We start from the raw sequence: 15,453 nt of genomic DNA on the forward strand, positions 1-15,453 counted from the left end.
AGCCGCTCGCGCCGGCCTGCCCTCACGCATCGAACTGGCGATACGCGGCCAATGTCTCGGCAATGACGCGAGCGGAACTGAATTGCTTTTCGGCCCGCTCGCGCCCCGCCCTGCCGAAAGCCTGGCGGCGCTGCGCATCGGGTACCAGCTCGCACAGGGCCGCAGCGAGTGCGGCGGTATCACGAGCGGGCACCAGCAGGCCGTTTACCCCGGGTTCCACCGCCTCGCGGCATCCAGGCACGTCCGTGGCCACCACCGCCCGCCCCGCCGCCAGCGCCTCGAGCAGGAACTTGGGCAAGCCCTCGCGATAGGAAGGCAGGCATGCGATGTGAGCCTGCGCCAGCAACTCTGGCACGTCGGTGCGATGCCCCAGCCACTGCACCACGCCTTCGCGCTGCCATTTCTGCAGAACGGCAGGCGGGATCGACGCCGGATTGCCCTCGTCGGGGCTGCCTACCAGCAGGAACCGGGTATCCGGCAGTTTTTCCCTGACCAGGCGCGCCGCGCCGACGAATTCCTCGATGCCCTTGTCCCACAACATGCGGGCGGCCAGGATCACGCGTACCGGCCCGACCGGTTCGGCAAGTGTTTCGACCTCATCGGTATCGACGCCGGCACCGCGGATGAGCACGGTGTCGCTGCGCCTTACCAGCCCCTGTTGCACCGCAGCGCCGAGGTCATCGGCATTCTCGAACACCACGCGGCTTCCCCGTGGGTTGAGCAGGCGTCGCATGCCCAGCATGATCAGCGGCTTGAGACAGCGCGCCAGCAGCCGGGGCGAGGTGAACACGAAGCCCATGCCTACCGGTGCATTGATGACATGGGGACGGGGGCCGAGCAGCGCGGCGAGAGTACCGTAGAGTATCGGCTTGAGCGCGATATGATGCACGATATGTGGCCGCTGGTGCCGGTAGATCTTCCACAGCGCCAACACCGTGGCCAGTTCCGAAAAGGGGTTCACGCCACGCCGGCTTACCTTGAGGTCGATGAAGCCCAGCCCCGCGCGCACGATCTCATCGACGTGCTCGCCAGCCCGCGCGGCCACGACCACCTCATAACCCGCATCACGGGCTGCCATGGCACGCGCCATGAAATGGGAGCAGAAGAACCAGTCTGCCGTGATGACGTACAAGATCTTTCTTTTCATGACAGCTCAATCCCGCGCGGCCAAGACGCTCTTGAGCGCCTGCTCGGCCCGCTCGTCGTGCGCGCCGGCCATCCTGGCAAAGAACAGCCGGCTGCTGCCCGGCATTGCCGCCAATACGTCAACTGCCACCTTGAGGGCGCCTGCCAAGATGGCCAGGCCCAGGTTGCGCCACTGGTGCCGTCGGTAGAACAGGCCGGCCTGGGCGCGCAACAGTTGCACCCGCGCCAGCCAGACTTTTCGTAGTGAAAAACTGTCCTGGCGGTAACCCAGCAGCACTTCGTCCAGGCAGGCATACCGGCTCGTCGGGGCGGCGCGCAGGAGCAGCTCCTGATCCTCTGCCCGCAGCACCTCCGGGGCGCGGTAGCGATGCGTCCTGAACCAGGAGGCCTTTCCCATCCAGGTGGGATGCGGCAGTGGCAGGCCACGCCACGGCCGGGCGCAGATCTCCTCGTGGGTGGCCCGGAAAGGCAACAGGCCAATGACCTCCATGGGCGACCGGAAGACGATGGCGCGCGTGCCCAGCAGGTCGATTTCCGGATGCGCGACCAGATAGTCCAACTGGCGCTGCAGGCGCGCGGGGAAGGCAACATCGTCGGCGTCCATGCGCGCGATGTATCTGCCCCGGGACATATCGATCCCCTGGTTCAGGCGCGCCGCCAACCCCTTGTGCTGACCGTCGACGATGAGGCGCAGGCGCTCGTCGCTGATGGCGCGCACGAGGTCGGGCGATCCATCGGTAGAACCATCGTCGAGCACCAGGACTTCCAGCGAGGTCGATCCCTGTGCCAGGATGGAACGCAACGCCAGGCCTAATGTGGCCCGGCCATTTTTTACCGGCAACAATACTGAAATCAGGGGCTGCTCAACGGACTGCATCATCGGACTGCGATCTTTCTGGGCGCGTGGCCATCATGTTCAGAGAAAAGAACTCGCCAAACGGCTCGTTGGCCACCGAGGCATCCACGGTGCCAGGCACGAAATGGGGTTCGTGCGGGTATTCCCGGCAATCCACGTAGCCGCATAGTTCAAGCTGGTACGACAGCCAGCAGGCATTGAAACCGGTCTTGTGAAAATCGTACGGCGTGGACTGGCCACCATAGACCAGGCCGACCCAGGGTGAATTCCCCCTGGTCTGGAAATGCTCGAAATTCTTGTGGTAGATCTTTACGATGCGGTCGATGTCGGGCACCGAGATGCGCAGTACGCCGCCCGGCGCCAGCACTTGCAACCAGCGCTTGAGCAGTGGCTGTACCTCTTCATGGGAGAAATGTTCCAGCACGTGACAGGCGTAAATCTCCTTGACCGAACCATCGGGAAACTTGCTCAGCACGCGGATATCATCGATGACATCGGCGGCAATGGTTTCCAGCGCATCGACATTGCAAAAACCGTCCAGTTTGATATTGCCGCAACCCAGGTGCAACCGATACGGTGGCGCGAACCGGTCGAGCCCGCCGGCGAAGCGCTTGCGCCGTTCGGATCGCTGCCGGGCCTTCTGCCACATGTCGTGCAGCTTGATGCGCTGTTGGCGCGTGGTGACCTTCTTCAGTACGAACTTCAGCGTTGCAGTCAAAGCCATCATTGCCTCCGAGTTCAGAATGCTCAAGTCAAATCAACGAGGGACACAGCCACTGTCATACGGCGCCGTCGGCGCTACTACACCAGCCTGCGGATAGGTCCACAGGTAGAACTTGGAAGCCTCCAGCGCCCAGACCATGGCGCCGCTCTGGTTGCACCAGTATTGGCGCACCGTCTGGCCGTCCCAGGTGGTGCGCCACTCGCCTTTCCGGGCGACGGTGGCAAAGGCGTGGGGCGGACCACCGCGAACGTAATGCGACATCCGCAGCGCAAAGGCGCCACTGATATCCCAGAAGGCACGGAAGGTATAGACCGGTGGCGTGCCATCGGGCACATCCATCAACACCAGGCTGTCACGGTCGGCAAGATCCACCACCGACTGCGGCAACGCCTGCAATATTTGCTGTTGCTCGTCCCAGCTCTTCTTCCAAGGAAGCGAATTGACCAGTAACGAATGGGCCAGGCACGCGATGACCATCGCCAATGCCAGCACCAGTGCAGCCTTGATCGGCTTGGCAGCCCCGTGCCAGGCCAACGCGAAGATAGCCGTCGACAGCAGCGAAAGCCAGAGACTGATGGCCAATGTGACCCTGCTGAACAGGCCCACCCATTCGATGGCGTATCCGGCGGCGGCGTAGATGATGACAGAGATGGCCAGTCCGAGCAGCAGGCTTAGCGGGACGACGACGCGCGCAGGTGAAAACACCCAGCGTCGAATATTGAGGATCAGGCAGGCAAGTACCAGCCACATCGCCCATGTCAGGCACTCCCGCCATTGCAGCGACGGCAGCAGCTGCACCAGCATCAGGTGACGATCGGAATCGAACGTCGAGATGATATTGGCCGATAGCTTCTTGCCCGCCTGCAGTTGCGCCGAACTCAGGCGATTCCAGGCCACGAAGAGCATTTGCAGCGAGGCGCTGCCAATGGCGAAGCGCCAGGCGAGTCGCCGCCGCTGACGGTCAGGACGCGAAAACGACCGCGCCAGCAGTACCAGCGAGAACGGCAACCAGATCATCCACGTGGCTTCATAGATGAGCCAGCTGGCGACCAGCAGCAGTAGTGACACATGCGTCTTGCGCACGCTCGGCTCAGGACCGACGACCAGGGCGATGGCACCCATGGCCAGCAGCATTCCCAGGTTGGGTGGCAGCATGACGGTCCAGGCCGAATAGCCTAGAGACCACGGGAAGACCAGCCACAGCATGCCCGCCGTCGCGCCGAAGACCTGGCCCTCGCCGCGGGGGGCATCCGAACACAGCGCCGATGCCACCCGGTGCAGTGCGATGGCGGCCATCAGGTGGATCATCGCCAGGCTGGCCTGCCACAGCACCACGTTGTCCCGCAGCAGCGGGCGCAGGACGTAGAGAATAACCAGGTACAGCGGGCGGCCGGGGTCGGCCTTGACCAGCGGCCACAGGTCACCGGATCGCTCCAGGGGCAAGGCGACGCTGGACCAGTCGTCGTGGTAAAAGCCGAAGAATGCCGGACGCCACGCGACCAGGCATAGCCATACCACGATCAACAACGGCACCGACCATGACCTGGAAGGTGATCCGGGCAATGTGCCCTGGCTCGATGGCCGCCACTTTGACAAGAACATTTATTCCCCCTGATGTCGAGTCAATTGGCAGCCGTTTGTAACGCTGCGAGGTATTGCTTGTAGTCGCGGATATAGTCCGCCTCGTCGTATTTGTCCGAGGCCAGCACCAGGCAGACGGTGCCAGGATCGAAATTGATTTCCGCCGCCCAGATCATGGGCGGTACATGCAACCCCTTCCATGGCCTGTTGAGATGGATCTTCGCCTGGAACTCGCCATCGTCGAGTGCCACGTCAAAGCTGCCCGACAGGCAGATGATGAACTGGTGCAGGTTGCGATGGGCATGCGCCCCACGGCTTTCCTCGGTCGGAACGTCGTACAGGTAGAACACCCTTTTGATCTCGAAGGGAACATGATTGCTTTCCTCGACGAAGGTGAGGTTGCCGCGTGGGTCACTGATCTTCGGCAAGGCTACGACCTTGCAGTCATTGATCGTCGGTTTTGCTTTCACTGTATTTCCTCCCCCGGAAAATAGATCTTGTTAATACGTACATCACAGGCACACTCACCGCCACCACCAGCAACGGCCCGACTTCCTTGGGCACCCCGAGCCAGGAGACCAGCAGCCACAATATCGCCACACCCAACAGATAGTTCGCCAGGTAGCTCAGCAGGTAGGCCGCGCCGGAACGCGTGTCCGGCTTGCTGCGAAATACCCACCAGGCATTGAGCAGGTAACCCAGCGCGATCCCGCTGACATAGGTCAGCGAGTACGCCCATATATACGGAATGAACTGTATCAACAGCAAGTACAACAGGTAGGTCAGGCTGGTATTGATCACGCCTGCGATGACGAACCGAAGGAAACTGAGGTCACCAGATCTCATCGATCACCGTCTCCGGGCGTTTGTTGGTTTCATCGAAAATACGCCAAAGGTACTCACCAATGACGCCCAGCATGACGATGATCAAGCCCAACAGGAAGGTGATCAAGGCCACCACGGTGGCAAAGCCCTCCACCGGGATGCGATTGAGGAAAGCGTTGACCACGACCATGCCGCCGTAGACGAAGCTGCAGGTCGCCACGATGGCGCCAACGCCGGAGATGGCACGGATGGGCTTGATCGAGAAACCCAGCATCACATCCAGGAAGGCATTGAACTTCTTGGCGAAGGTCCAACCTGACTTGCCATGCCTGCGTGCCGGGCGATGATAGTGGATGACTTCCGGTTTATAGCCGAGCCAATAGGCTAGCAGGGGTGTAAACACGCTCTTGGCACTGTTCTGCAGATAGGGCAGGAAGGCCTTGTCCATCAGGGCCATGTCATAGCCACCCACGGGATAGTCCTTGATCACGAAAGCTCGCAGCAGCATGTAGTAGATGCGCGAATAAATGCGGGAGACGACAGGGTCATCGCGCGCAATGCGCTCGCAGATCACGAACTTGGCCCCCGCCTGCCAGCGCTGGACCAGCTCCATGATCAATCCCGGGGGGTCCTGCAGGTCTGCGGCCACCACCATGAAGGCATCGCCGGTGACGAACTTCAAGCCGGTCTTGGAGCAGTGGACCGCACCGAAATTGCGCGTGAGCTTGACCACCCGCGTGGCCGGACGCGTGTCGCGAAACGCCAGCAGGCGGGCCAGCGAATCGTCGCGCGAACCATCGTCGACGAAGATGAGTTCCAGGTCGATGCTACGTGCGGCCAAGCCTTCCTCCAGCCGTGTCAGCTCCGAAAACAGGTGCGGCAGGCTCAGTGCATTGAAATAGACCGGCACGACGATGGATAGCTTTTTGTTCATGCTTTTAATGGTAGCTCGTAGAATTCGTGGGCGACGCCGGCTGCGCCGAACTCCGACTTGAAGCGATACAAGCCGTCGTTGAGAACGGTCCCTGCTTCTTCATTGCTGGTGCCGAAATCGAAATAGCGCGCACCCTCCCGGCTAGCCGTGTCGATCGCCGACTCGAATACCAGGTCCAGCGCCCCCAGTTCATAGGCCCTTTCGCTGGCGGCAATATATTGGGCGTGCCAGACTGCGACGCCGTTGAAAAAGACCACCCCTGCCTCGACCCGGCCATCCACCAGTGCGCACAGCGATCGTATCTGTTCCGGAAACCGTTCCCGCAGCAGGAGCAATTCGTCCAGGCCATGCACCGGACGTGCGTCATGCTTGCGTTGCAGATTGCCATTCAGGACATCCCACAACGGACCAAGCAAACCAGGATCGTCGGACAGCACCGCAGCTGTCATGGCACGCTTGAAGCTGCGCTTGCGTCGCGTGCTACGCTGCAGCCGGGCAGACAGGTCCATGGCGCAGGACAGGTCGCAACGCGTGCGTTGCGCGTGCAACCTGAACAATGCATATAGGTCGTCCTGGGCCGGCGCCCTGGCGTAGATATGCGGTATGGCCTTGTACAACAGCGAATGGTAGCCGGCGCACCGATAGTGTTCGGCTACCGCCCCCATGGCATCGAGCATTTTCGTGCCTCCCAGCCGTCCTTCATGCACGATGCCACCGTACGTGATGCCCGGATGGCTGACCACCTGGTCGGCATGGGCGGGCGACTGCGCTGCGGGAAACACGCCAACCGGCTTGCCGCCATCGAGCAGGATCAGCGAAAGGTCCTTGAACCGTTCCCCGTGATACGACAGGAAACGCCGGGTATGCAGCAGCGTACCGTTGATCGAGAGCTTGCAAAATGCGTCCCAGCGCTCTGCGTCGCTGTCGACGAAGGGAACGATCTCGATAGTCAAGGTATCAACTCCGCCACGCAGAACCCTTGCTCGCCGAAATTGTTGCCGTTATAGAAGCAATAGGTCTTGCCGCAGGACTCGATGACGGCGCTGTACATGATCGCTTCCGAAGCGAGATCGCCGTCCTCGACGTCGAGCCCCATCTCCTCGTCCTTGCGCACCCAGTGCAAGCCATCGGCTGATTCTGCATAGCCCAGGCGGTAAGCTCCGAGCGACCGTTTCCTGATGGAATAGAACAACTGGTAACCCCGCTCCGACTTGACGACCCAGGGACGACCGAACCCATGCTCGTCGGCACCGGTCAGCGCCATCGACAGGGTGCCGGTGTCGCCCCACGTCACGCCATCTGCCGACTCCTGGTAGCGCAAGTCATACACCGGCATGGCCTTGCCATTGAGCATGGTCCACTCGCTGCCGGCGACATACCAGAGTCTGAACACGCCTTGGTCGACCATGGCAAAGGGACCGCCACGGAAGAATCGCTCGGTGTCGGTACGCTCCAGCACCGGCGTACTGGAAAGACGCCTGAACGTCGCGCCGTTGTCGTTGCTCACCGCCACGCCCGAGAGAATGCGGTAGCGTATCCTGGTGCAGATCTCGAAGCCCGAGTAATACATCCACAGGTCGCCCGACGGCACCCGCACGATACTCAACGGCATTAGCCCGTTGTCGTCGAATGAGCCCGGCTCGCCGATGTCCATGACCGCATCCGACGACACGCCGAGCACCCGGGTGGGATCCGTGGCATCCACATCGACATACCCGGGGCGCCCACGGCCTTGCTCATCAAGACAGGTAACAAAGACGCGGATGGTCCGGTCATCCAGTCGGAACGGCGTGGGGCCCATCGCATGGCTGCGCGACCAGGGTTGCGTGGCGTCGTTGCGCCAGACCAGTCCGAGCTTGCGCCACTTCATTTCCGGACCTTCAGAAAACGGGTTGCGGACACCTTGGCCAGCTCCGGTGCAACGTTCTTGAAGAGCTGGTCCGGTTGGGTATCTTGGGCGATGGCCACGCCGACCCCGATCCAGTTGTCCGCACCGAGATTGACGTTGTTGGCCAACGCGGCATTGACGCCAATGAAGGTGTTGGCACCGACGTTGCAAAACCCCGAGATGACCACGTGCGAGGAAACGAAACAGTTGTCCTGCACCACGCTGTGGTGACCGATATGGTTTCCGCTCCACAGCACCACGTTGTTGCCGACTTTGACGAAAGGCTGCAACGTGTTGTCCTCGAACACAAAGCAATGTTCGCCAAATTCGACGTTATGCCAGACGAAGGCACGCGAGCTGATGTAACTGGCGGGAACATAGCCCTTTTCCTTCATCGCCAGGTAGAGCCGTGTGCGTAGTCGGTTCAGCTCCGAATAAACGAGTGCGGCATAGAACTCGACCTCGTCCGGACGGAAATGCTGTTCGACCTGCTCCAGCGCCACCACGGGGAGACCGAACAATTCGGTTTTCTTCAGGTAGGCCGATTCAACCGCGAAACCGACCACATCGTAGTCCGAATCGTGCGTGAAACATTCGTAAGCCACCTCGGCGAAAGCGCTGTCGCCGACGATGACCAGTTTTCTGGGCTTGCTCATGCGCGCTCCCTTCAGGGTCGTATGATGAGGATGTCTTCGCGCCGATTGGCCATCGGCAGATTCGCTGGTTGACCCACCACATAGGCATCAAAACCTTGCGCCCGGGCTCGCTGCAGCAGCGCCATGACGATGGCATCGTCGATCTGGTCGTGTTCGATCTGGTTGAACGCAACGCGGGGCGGCTCGGAGGTGTTCATGAATTCCTGGTGAAAGCGGATGCCGGCTTCGCTGGCGAAGAAGCGCTTGCGCTTGGAAACGTTGGGGATATCGCCGATCAGGAACTGGCCACCGGGAGCGAGCAACGCCAATGAGGCGTCGAGGAAACGGAAGAACGCGGTGTCGACCAGCACATAGTGCAGCACGCTATAGCAGACGATCACGTCGAACTTGCCGGCGTTGGCATCGAGAAGCTCGGGGCAATTGGGATACAGGGCAGCCGTCTTTTCGATGAACCCGGCGTCGGGCAGCAAGTCCAGCATCTCGCGATTGTCGACCAGTGCCAAATGGTGGCCACGGGCACGGCAGTGCTCGATGAGCATCTGCGGCAGGTCGCTGCAACCCGGGCCGATATCGAGCACTCGCTGTTGCTCGCGGTCGAGGTTGCCCAGCTTGCTGCGTATATCGGCAAAGATGGCGGCTTCGAAGCCGGCACGATAGGCATCCGGAAAACCGATTCGCTCGTACTTGGAGAGCGAGGAATCACTGGCGAGCTGGCGAAAATCCTCGAACCCGATATTGGAAAACGACTTAGCGGTGGCCATGTCAGTGCACTCCCTTGTCGTCGTCGGCCTCGCATTGCCACGCATTGACGGCCAGCGCGACCTGGTCGACCTCACCATCGGTCATTTCCGGATAGCACGGCAGCGTCAGCACCTCGCCCGCAAGCAGCTCGGTGACGGGCAATGAGATGTCGGCATAGGCGCCGTCGAAGAAAGGCTGGCGATGGTCGGGGATGGGGTAGTGGACATCGGAGGCAACCTGACTGGCCTTGAGGTGTCGCGCCAGACTATCGCGCTGGCTGCAGCGCACGACATACAGATGCGCGACGTATTCCGTGCCACCGAATGCCGGCAGGCTTACGCGCGGATGGTCGATACGGCTTGCGTAGCGCGCGGCGATCTGACGTCGGCGCTCGTTAGCACCGTCCAGGTCAGGCAGGAACACCGACAGGATCGCCGCCTGCAATTCGTCGAGCCGGCTGTTACGTCCGCCAGGCACACTGACCTCGTACTTGGCGCCCCATCCATACTGACGAAGCTGCCGCACTTTGGCCGCCAGCCCGGTGTCATCGGTCAGCACCGCACCGCCGTCACCGAGGGCACCGAGGTTCTTGGTGGGATAGAAACTGAAGGCGGCGATGTTCCCGAAACTGCCGGCGCGCCGGCCTCCGACCTGCGCACCATGGCATTGCGCGCAGTCTTCCAGCAAGGCGATGCCTCGCCGGCGACATAGCGCTGCGATCTCGTCGATCCCGGCGGCAATACGTCCGTAGAGATGGGTGACCACCACCACCCTCGCCCCGGCATCGATGGCCCGCTCGACTTGTGCCAGCGTGGCGCATGCCGAGTCCTCGGCCACATCCATGAACAACGGCACCGCGCCAATGGCCAATACGGCATTGGTGGTATACATCGCCGCATTGGCCACGGTGGCGACCTGGTCACCGGCTTGCACGCCCAGTGAGCGCAATGCCAATTCGATCGCATCGGTGCCGTTGGCCACGCCGATGCAGTGGCCCAGGCCGATATAGGCGGCAAAAGCCTTCTCGAACTGCGCCACTTCCGGCCCGAGCACCAGCCAGCCGCTGGAAAGCACCTTGGACATTGCCCCTTCCAGCCGGGCTTGATATGGAGCAATGCGTGCGCCGAGATTATTGATTAGTTGCATCGTTTCAACATTGAAAATGGTTGCCCGCCGCTTATGGCGCGACGCGGATATCCTGCCAGACTTCGCCCACCCCATCTGCGAAATCCACCTTGGGGGCCCAGCCAGTGGCGGCATGCAGGCGCGCCGAACTGAGTACGTTGGCGGCCACGTCGAACTGCCGCTGCGCGACTATCTCAAGTGTTACCTCGTAGCCGTCGCGGCTGGCAAAGCGTTCGATCACGGCCAGCACATCACGGTTGTTGCGGCCGATGCCCGAGCCGATATTGTAGATCTCGCCGGCACCCTGCTCGACCTCCAACGCGGCAAGGATGCCCGATGCCACATCGCTGACATGCAGATAGTCGCGCACGGTGCCGTCTTGTCCGAAGATGGTCACGCTTTCGCGATTGAGGATGCGCCCGATGGCCGTGGCGATAAAGCCCTGCCCGACAAACGGCTTCTGGCCGGCGCCATAGGCATTGGAAGGCCTGACGATGGTGACCGGCAAACCATGCAGGCGATGGAACATCAATCCATAATGCTCGATGGTCAGCTTGGTGATGCCGTAAGGCGAAATCGGGGCGGTGCGGCTGTCCTCGGTCAATGGCAGCGAAGAAGCCGGACCGTAGACGGTGCCGCCCGACGACACGATGAGCAACCTGCGCAGTCGCGTCGCGTCGACCGCTTCCTGCAACATGCCCACGCTCAGCGGCAGGTTCGCCTGGAGATCGAACATCGGATCCTGGAAACTGGTCTTGGGCACGGTGGCGTAGGCCAGGTCGACGACTTCGTCGCACAGCGCCAGATGGGCTCGCAGCGCGCCCCGGTCACCGTAGTCGCAGCAGACATAGGAGGCGCCCGGCGGCAGCCCCTCGGGCCTGGCGCGGCGACGTCCCATCACTACCACCTCGCGACCGGTAGCGAGCAGTTGCTTGGCCAGGTGCCGGCCAATGAAACCGGCTCCGCCTATCACACATGTACGCATTGCGGACTCCATTCAGGGCCGTTGGCCGGCCAGGATGCGTTCGTACTGCTTGGCAATGGCAAACCAGGTGTACCTGGCCGACCAGTTCTGGCGACCGGTCTGGCCCATCGCCCGCAGCACCTCTGGCTTGGCCATGAGCCCGACAATGGCACGCCCCAGTTCGACCGGGTTGACCCGGGTGTAGCCGCGCTCATCCTTGGGAGCAGGGCAGATCACACCGCCGCCGGTCCACCGGGCGATCTCCTCGGCGTTTCCCACGGGAACCGAAAGGAAAGGCGTGCCTGCAGCCACGGTTTCAAACAACACCAGCGGAGAATATTCGATATTGGATGCGAAGACGAACAAATCCGCGGCCATGTAGGCCTGTACCAGCTCGGCGCGATCGAAATCGGTGACCAATACCTGCTTGCCCGGCATCTTGCGAACCTTCTCGATCCAGTGCTCCATCGGCATGGCTGATTCGCCCATGAAGTAGGGAGCGAAACGGCCACTCACGCCCACCATCAATGCCGCGATACGTTGCCGCACACCGGCCACGCCTTCGCGCCGCAAGACCCCGAAGGAACGGAATGCAAGACCGAGAAACCGCCTTGCCAGTGCCCACAGGCGGGTAAATACACCGACCACCGGGCGTGCAGGGAGGTTTTCCGGGTTCATCTGCACATTCGGGCGCGGCGGGGCATTGCCGTTGAGTATCAAGGTGGCCTTGCGCCGGCCGATCGACATCTTGGCGAACGCCTGGGCAATTTCACGATGGCCCTTCACGCCTGTCAGGCTGCCGACCGTGAGCATGACGAAACTTTCGTCGGCAATACCGTTACGCGCGCGAAAAGTCGGGTCGGACGCAACATTGAATTCATGCTCGCTGGCGCCGTTGGCCAGGATACTGAAATGGGTCATGCCATGCGCGCGTGCAAAATCGACGTCGCGATAGTGCTCGGCGTAGAAAATCAGGTGGTCGAGCTGGCGCAGGACGGCAGGCAGCTCTTCGAAATACTGTGCGTAGGTCGGTTCGTACAGGCCCGAGAAACCACATGGGATGAATACCTTGCGCGCGGTAACGCTGTGAAACACCGGCCACAGGGCATCGAAAGTCCACTGTTGCGCCGCCTTGATCATGATGGCATCGCAGGCGAAATTGCACACGAAGTCCTGGTAGCGCTCGACTTCGCCCACCATTCCGCGCACCAGGTTGCCGGTAACCCCGAACTCGACGATCTTCACTCCGTTATGCTGGTCGAAGTTGCGGTCGGCCAGTGCGGTGGTGGCCACTGTGACCTCGTGGCCCCACGACACCAGGCGCTCGGCGATATGGCGCATGACTTCCTGGACCCCGCCGATGCTGGGGTAATAGAACTCGCAGCAAAATAGAAACCGCATGATGTCGTGTCGCCCCGTTTATCTTCTGACGATTGTTCTGACGATTCTTCTGGCGAGGGAACGTGCGCGACCCAGCACAGGCTTGAGCCACTGGGTCCGGGTCCGCACCATCATATACTGGTACTTGAGGATGTCGGCACGTTCTTGCGCCCGTTGGCGAACCTGCGGCGTATTGTACTGACGCGCCAACGCCTCGCCCGCATCGAGCACGAGCTGGCGCATGCGCGCCAGGTCAGGACGGCGCGAGAGCCGATGCAACGCGGAATGCGTCAGGGCAGCGGCGTCGACGCTGGCCTGGTCAGGGCTGGCCATGCCATTGGCCATGGCCAGGTTTTCCGCACAGATGGTAACCAGCTTGTCGAGGAAGGGATTGGGCCCGGTACGCGACATGCTCTGCGGTACCTCGCGATAGACCAGCAGCCGCTCCGGCAAGTTGGCCACCTGGCCGGCGCGCGCCAGTCGCGACCACAGCTCGTAGTCCTCCGGAGGCTGTCGCTCGCGGTCGGTGCTGTAGCCGCCCGCGGCTAGCACGCGGTCCCTGCGAAGCATCACCGAACTATGCACGAAGGGGTTGTTGAACAGCAGGTCGAAGCTCAGGGTGGCATGGTCGGTCGGATGCTGGTGCACACGGTCGGTCGGCTGGTCTTGTATCCAGATGTCGGCGGCGCTTCCCAGCAGGATGCAATCGGGATGGGCCTCCATGTAGGCCAGCTGCTTTTCGAGCCGTTGCGGATGCGACAGGTCGTCCTGGTCCTGGCGCGCGATGTAGCGCCCGTTGGCCAGTTGCAGGCCCCGATTGAGGGTAGCGGCCAGCCCCATGTTTTCCTGGTGCACGACCCTGATGCGCGGGTCGCTCAAGGTGGCGAGGAGTTCGGCGGAATTGTCCTTGGAGCCATCATTGATGATCAGCAATTCGAATTCACCGAAGCTCTGCGCCAGGATCGAACGCACCGCCTGCACCACATCGGCCGCACCGTTATAGACCGGCAGCAGCACCGTCACGGGGACGGCGTTCACAGGCGCACCCAGGCAGCAGGGATAAGGTCGCGCGTGTCGTTGGTGGCGTCCTTGAACCAGCGCTGCGGCGCCACTACGATCTTGTCTTCGGCCGGATTGAGCCAGGCGCCCCACCAGCTGAAGGAGCTATTGGCGATGATATGGTGACGACAGCTCTTCATCAACATCATGTCGTAGATGCCGTGGTCGGCCGAGTTGATCTGCACGAAAGTGGCGGGATGGCCGATCTGCAGGTTCTCGCGCACCCATTCATGATCATCCGAGAAGACGAAGAAATGCGGCGCCTCGACCCGGCCACCGATATGCGCTACCGCATCGCGGTAGTAGTCCAGCGAACAGACACCATGATATTGGGCGGTATGGGCATTGCTGACGTAGTCGCCACGGCGCACGTGCAGCGACACCGCACCGGCGCCAGCCGTGGCGATCTGCGCAGCCATGGCGGCATTATCGGAGCCCCAGTCACCCTTGAGGGTGAATTCGTCCAGCAGGTGCTGGCGGATCCGGGCGAAATACCGTTCGCTTTGCCAGTAGCCGTCCAGGTAGACGGGCGCACTGGCCTGCTCGATGCGTGCATCGTAGGTAAAACTGGCTTCGCGCAGGATGCGATCGGCCGGCTGCGGCCACACCTTGCGCAGCACCCGCGCCAGCAGCGAGGTGCCAGGGGTCGCGTTCACGCCCAGGCGCGCCAGCTGCTGGGCGCTTGCGGCAGTGGCGTCGATACGGAAGCCGTCGAGTTCGTAGCGCCGGAGCTCGTAATTGGCAAATCCAGATACATCCAGCAACAGGGGCGAGCCGACGCGCAAGGCCAGCGCACGCCCGGCGGCGTATTGGAACATCTGGTTGCCCAGTCCTCCGATGAGTCGAGTAGCTATCATGCCTTGCGCTTCCAGTTTTCCCATACGAATTGATAGTGGTACACCTGCTCGTGCGTCACCGCCAGGCGCTCCTGGATACGCCGCATGCGGACGTCGGCATCAGGCACGAAATCATGGAACTGCACCTGGATGTCGCGCACATGCGTAATGAAACCCGTGTCGATCAGATGCTCCAGCAGGTCGTATTCGCCCCCTTCGATATTGATCTTGAGCAAGGCAATCTCGGTGACCTGGTGCTGGTTGCACCATTGCCCGAAATCCCTGATCTCGATGCGCAATGCCTGGCCCACGTCGGCGTGCACCGACGAGGCGTCGTCGGCCAACGAAATGTCCATGAAGTCGTCGCGTGCACCGGCTGCAAACGGATGCAGCACGATCCTCGAATTGTTGACGAAGCGTTCGGCAATGGCGCGCGCGAACTGCGGCACCGGTTCGAAGACATGGATGGTACACAGGTAGCGGCTGTAGATATCACTGCTCCATTGCCCCTGGTATCCGCCCAGGTCAACCACGATGTCATGCGCGGCCAACGGATATTGCTGGCGCAGCGTAGCGTCGCCCTGGTCGGCCACCCAGCGCTGGTGGGCCAGTTCCTTCTCGGTCTTCAATGGCGGCGGCGGCGGTGGTGGCGGCGGCGGCGGCGGATCGATCCGGTCGGCCAGGTGCTGCAAACGATAGGAAGCGCTGCGCAATACCCTGAGCAAGAGATTGAGCATC

General features: G+C 61.7%; 17 protein-coding genes. All 17 read right to left on the reverse strand.

Translation table 11 applies throughout. From position 1 onward, the window contains the following. Nucleotides 1-22: 22 nt before the first annotated feature. The 17 genes from PMI40_RS15925 to PMI40_RS16005 are packed head-to-tail and all read right to left on the reverse strand — an operon-like array spanning nt 23 to nt 15,452. Nucleotides 23-1,147, reverse strand: a complete 1,125-nt coding sequence (locus PMI40_RS15925; RefSeq protein WP_008117349.1) for a glycosyltransferase family 4 protein — start codon at nt 1,145-1,147, stop codon at nt 23-25. 6 nt (nt 1,148-1,153) lie between these two features. Continuing rightward, nucleotides 1,154-2,026 carry a glycosyltransferase family A protein gene (locus PMI40_RS15930; RefSeq protein WP_008117352.1) on the reverse strand — a complete coding sequence of 291 codons (873 nt, stop codon included), beginning with the start codon at nt 2,024-2,026 and terminating at the stop codon, nt 1,154-1,156. Continuing rightward, nucleotides 2,010-2,726: a methyltransferase domain-containing protein gene (locus PMI40_RS15935; RefSeq protein WP_008117356.1), complete on the reverse strand. Its 717-nt coding sequence runs from the start codon at nt 2,724-2,726 to the stop codon at nt 2,010-2,012. The genes PMI40_RS15930 and PMI40_RS15935 overlap by 17 nt, the downstream gene beginning before the upstream one ends. Before the next feature lie 33 nt (nt 2,727-2,759). Then, nucleotides 2,760-4,328, reverse strand: coding sequence for a hypothetical protein (locus PMI40_RS15940; RefSeq protein ID WP_008117358.1), 1,569 nt, complete (start codon nt 4,326-4,328; stop codon nt 2,760-2,762). Between the two features lie 20 nt (nt 4,329-4,348). After that, nucleotides 4,349-4,777: an FdtA/QdtA family cupin domain-containing protein gene (locus tag PMI40_RS15945; RefSeq protein ID WP_008117361.1), complete on the reverse strand. Its 429-nt coding sequence runs from the start codon at nt 4,775-4,777 to the stop codon at nt 4,349-4,351. Continuing rightward, the gene (locus PMI40_RS15950) at nt 4,752-5,153 is read right to left on the reverse strand and encodes a GtrA family protein (protein WP_008117362.1); all 402 of its coding nucleotides are present in this window, start codon (nt 5,151-5,153) and stop codon (nt 4,752-4,754) included. Before PMI40_RS15950 ends, PMI40_RS15945 begins: the two co-directional genes overlap by 26 nt. Then, nucleotides 5,140-6,066, reverse strand: coding sequence for a glycosyltransferase (locus tag PMI40_RS15955; protein ID WP_008117364.1), 927 nt, complete (start codon nt 6,064-6,066; stop codon nt 5,140-5,142). The genes PMI40_RS15950 and PMI40_RS15955 overlap by 14 nt, the downstream gene beginning before the upstream one ends. Continuing rightward, on the reverse strand, nt 6,063-7,019 hold the full coding sequence (locus PMI40_RS15960) for a GNAT family N-acetyltransferase (protein WP_008117365.1): 957 nt from the start codon (nt 7,017-7,019) through the stop codon (nt 6,063-6,065). The genes PMI40_RS15955 and PMI40_RS15960 overlap by 4 nt, the downstream gene beginning before the upstream one ends. Then, nucleotides 7,016-7,936 carry a hypothetical protein gene (locus PMI40_RS15965; RefSeq protein ID WP_008117367.1) on the reverse strand — a complete coding sequence of 307 codons (921 nt, stop codon included), beginning with the start codon at nt 7,934-7,936 and terminating at the stop codon, nt 7,016-7,018. The genes PMI40_RS15960 and PMI40_RS15965 overlap by 4 nt, the downstream gene beginning before the upstream one ends. After that, nucleotides 7,933-8,610 carry an acetyltransferase gene (locus PMI40_RS15970; protein WP_008117369.1) on the reverse strand — a complete coding sequence of 226 codons (678 nt, stop codon included), beginning with the start codon at nt 8,608-8,610 and terminating at the stop codon, nt 7,933-7,935. Before PMI40_RS15970 ends, PMI40_RS15965 begins: the two co-directional genes overlap by 4 nt. An 11-nt stretch (nt 8,611-8,621) precedes the next feature. After that, the gene (locus tag PMI40_RS15975; RefSeq protein WP_008117370.1) at nt 8,622-9,371 is read right to left on the reverse strand and encodes a bifunctional 2-polyprenyl-6-hydroxyphenol methylase/3-demethylubiquinol 3-O-methyltransferase UbiG; all 750 of its coding nucleotides are present in this window, start codon (nt 9,369-9,371) and stop codon (nt 8,622-8,624) included. A gap of 1 nt (nt 9,372) precedes the next feature. Beyond that, nucleotides 9,373-10,572 (reverse strand): DegT/DnrJ/EryC1/StrS aminotransferase family protein, encoded by a 1,200-nt coding sequence (locus tag PMI40_RS15980; RefSeq protein ID WP_238540964.1) that lies wholly within the window; start codon nt 10,570-10,572, stop codon nt 9,373-9,375. Further along, nucleotides 10,529-11,461 (reverse strand): NAD-dependent epimerase/dehydratase family protein, encoded by a 933-nt coding sequence (locus PMI40_RS15985; RefSeq protein ID WP_008117377.1) that lies wholly within the window; start codon nt 11,459-11,461, stop codon nt 10,529-10,531. The genes PMI40_RS15980 and PMI40_RS15985 overlap by 44 nt, the downstream gene beginning before the upstream one ends. A 12-nt stretch (nt 11,462-11,473) precedes the next feature. Further along, nucleotides 11,474-12,841: a glycosyltransferase family 4 protein gene (locus PMI40_RS15990; protein WP_008117379.1), complete on the reverse strand. Its 1,368-nt coding sequence runs from the start codon at nt 12,839-12,841 to the stop codon at nt 11,474-11,476. 18 nt (nt 12,842-12,859) lie between these two features. Further along, on the reverse strand, nt 12,860-13,858 hold the full coding sequence (locus PMI40_RS15995; protein WP_008117380.1) for a glycosyltransferase: 999 nt from the start codon (nt 13,856-13,858) through the stop codon (nt 12,860-12,862). Further along, nucleotides 13,855-14,736 carry an alpha-1,2-fucosyltransferase gene (locus PMI40_RS16000; RefSeq protein ID WP_008117381.1) on the reverse strand — a complete coding sequence of 294 codons (882 nt, stop codon included), beginning with the start codon at nt 14,734-14,736 and terminating at the stop codon, nt 13,855-13,857. Before PMI40_RS16000 ends, PMI40_RS15995 begins: the two co-directional genes overlap by 4 nt. Continuing rightward, nucleotides 14,733-15,452: an FkbM family methyltransferase gene (locus PMI40_RS16005; protein ID WP_008117382.1), complete on the reverse strand. Its 720-nt coding sequence runs from the start codon at nt 15,450-15,452 to the stop codon at nt 14,733-14,735. The genes PMI40_RS16000 and PMI40_RS16005 overlap by 4 nt, the downstream gene beginning before the upstream one ends. Nucleotide 15,453 lies beyond the last annotated feature (1 nt).

This window comes from Herbaspirillum sp. YR522 (assembly GCF_000282575.1).
GTDB lineage: Bacteria > Pseudomonadota > Gammaproteobacteria > Burkholderiales > Burkholderiaceae_D > Herbaspirillum.

Coding starts and splice junctions, on each gene's coding strand:
- PMI40_RS15925 (WP_008117349.1), bottom strand. CDS start 1,147: ATGAAAAGAAAGATCTTGTACGTCATCACGGCAGACTGGTTCTTCTGC.
- PMI40_RS15930 (WP_008117352.1), bottom strand. CDS start 2,026: ATGATGCAGTCCGTTGAGCAGCCCCTGATTTCAGTATTGTTGCCGGTA.
- PMI40_RS15935 (WP_008117356.1), bottom strand. CDS start 2,726: ATGGCTTTGACTGCAACGCTGAAGTTCGTACTGAAGAAGGTCACCACG.
- PMI40_RS15940 (WP_008117358.1), bottom strand. CDS start 4,328: ATGTTCTTGTCAAAGTGGCGGCCATCGAGCCAGGGCACATTGCCCGGA.
- PMI40_RS15950 (WP_008117362.1), bottom strand. CDS start 5,153: ATGAGATCTGGTGACCTCAGTTTCCTTCGGTTCGTCATCGCAGGCGTG.
- PMI40_RS15955 (WP_008117364.1), bottom strand. CDS start 6,066: ATGAACAAAAAGCTATCCATCGTCGTGCCGGTCTATTTCAATGCACTG.
- PMI40_RS15965 (WP_008117367.1), bottom strand. CDS start 7,936: ATGAAGTGGCGCAAGCTCGGACTGGTCTGGCGCAACGACGCCACGCAA.
- PMI40_RS15970 (WP_008117369.1), bottom strand. CDS start 8,610: ATGAGCAAGCCCAGAAAACTGGTCATCGTCGGCGACAGCGCTTTCGCC.
- PMI40_RS15975 (WP_008117370.1), bottom strand. CDS start 9,371: ATGGCCACCGCTAAGTCGTTTTCCAATATCGGGTTCGAGGATTTTCGC.
- PMI40_RS15980 (WP_238540964.1), bottom strand. CDS start 10,572: ATGGGGTGGGCGAAGTCTGGCAGGATATCCGCGTCGCGCCATAAGCGG.
- PMI40_RS15985 (WP_008117377.1), bottom strand. CDS start 11,461: ATGCGTACATGTGTGATAGGCGGAGCCGGTTTCATTGGCCGGCACCTG.
- PMI40_RS15990 (WP_008117379.1), bottom strand. CDS start 12,841: ATGCGGTTTCTATTTTGCTGCGAGTTCTATTACCCCAGCATCGGCGGG.
- PMI40_RS16000 (WP_008117381.1), bottom strand. CDS start 14,736: ATGATAGCTACTCGACTCATCGGAGGACTGGGCAACCAGATGTTCCAA.
- PMI40_RS16005 (WP_008117382.1), bottom strand. CDS start 15,452: ATGCTCAATCTCTTGCTCAGGGTATTGCGCAGCGCTTCCTATCGTTTG.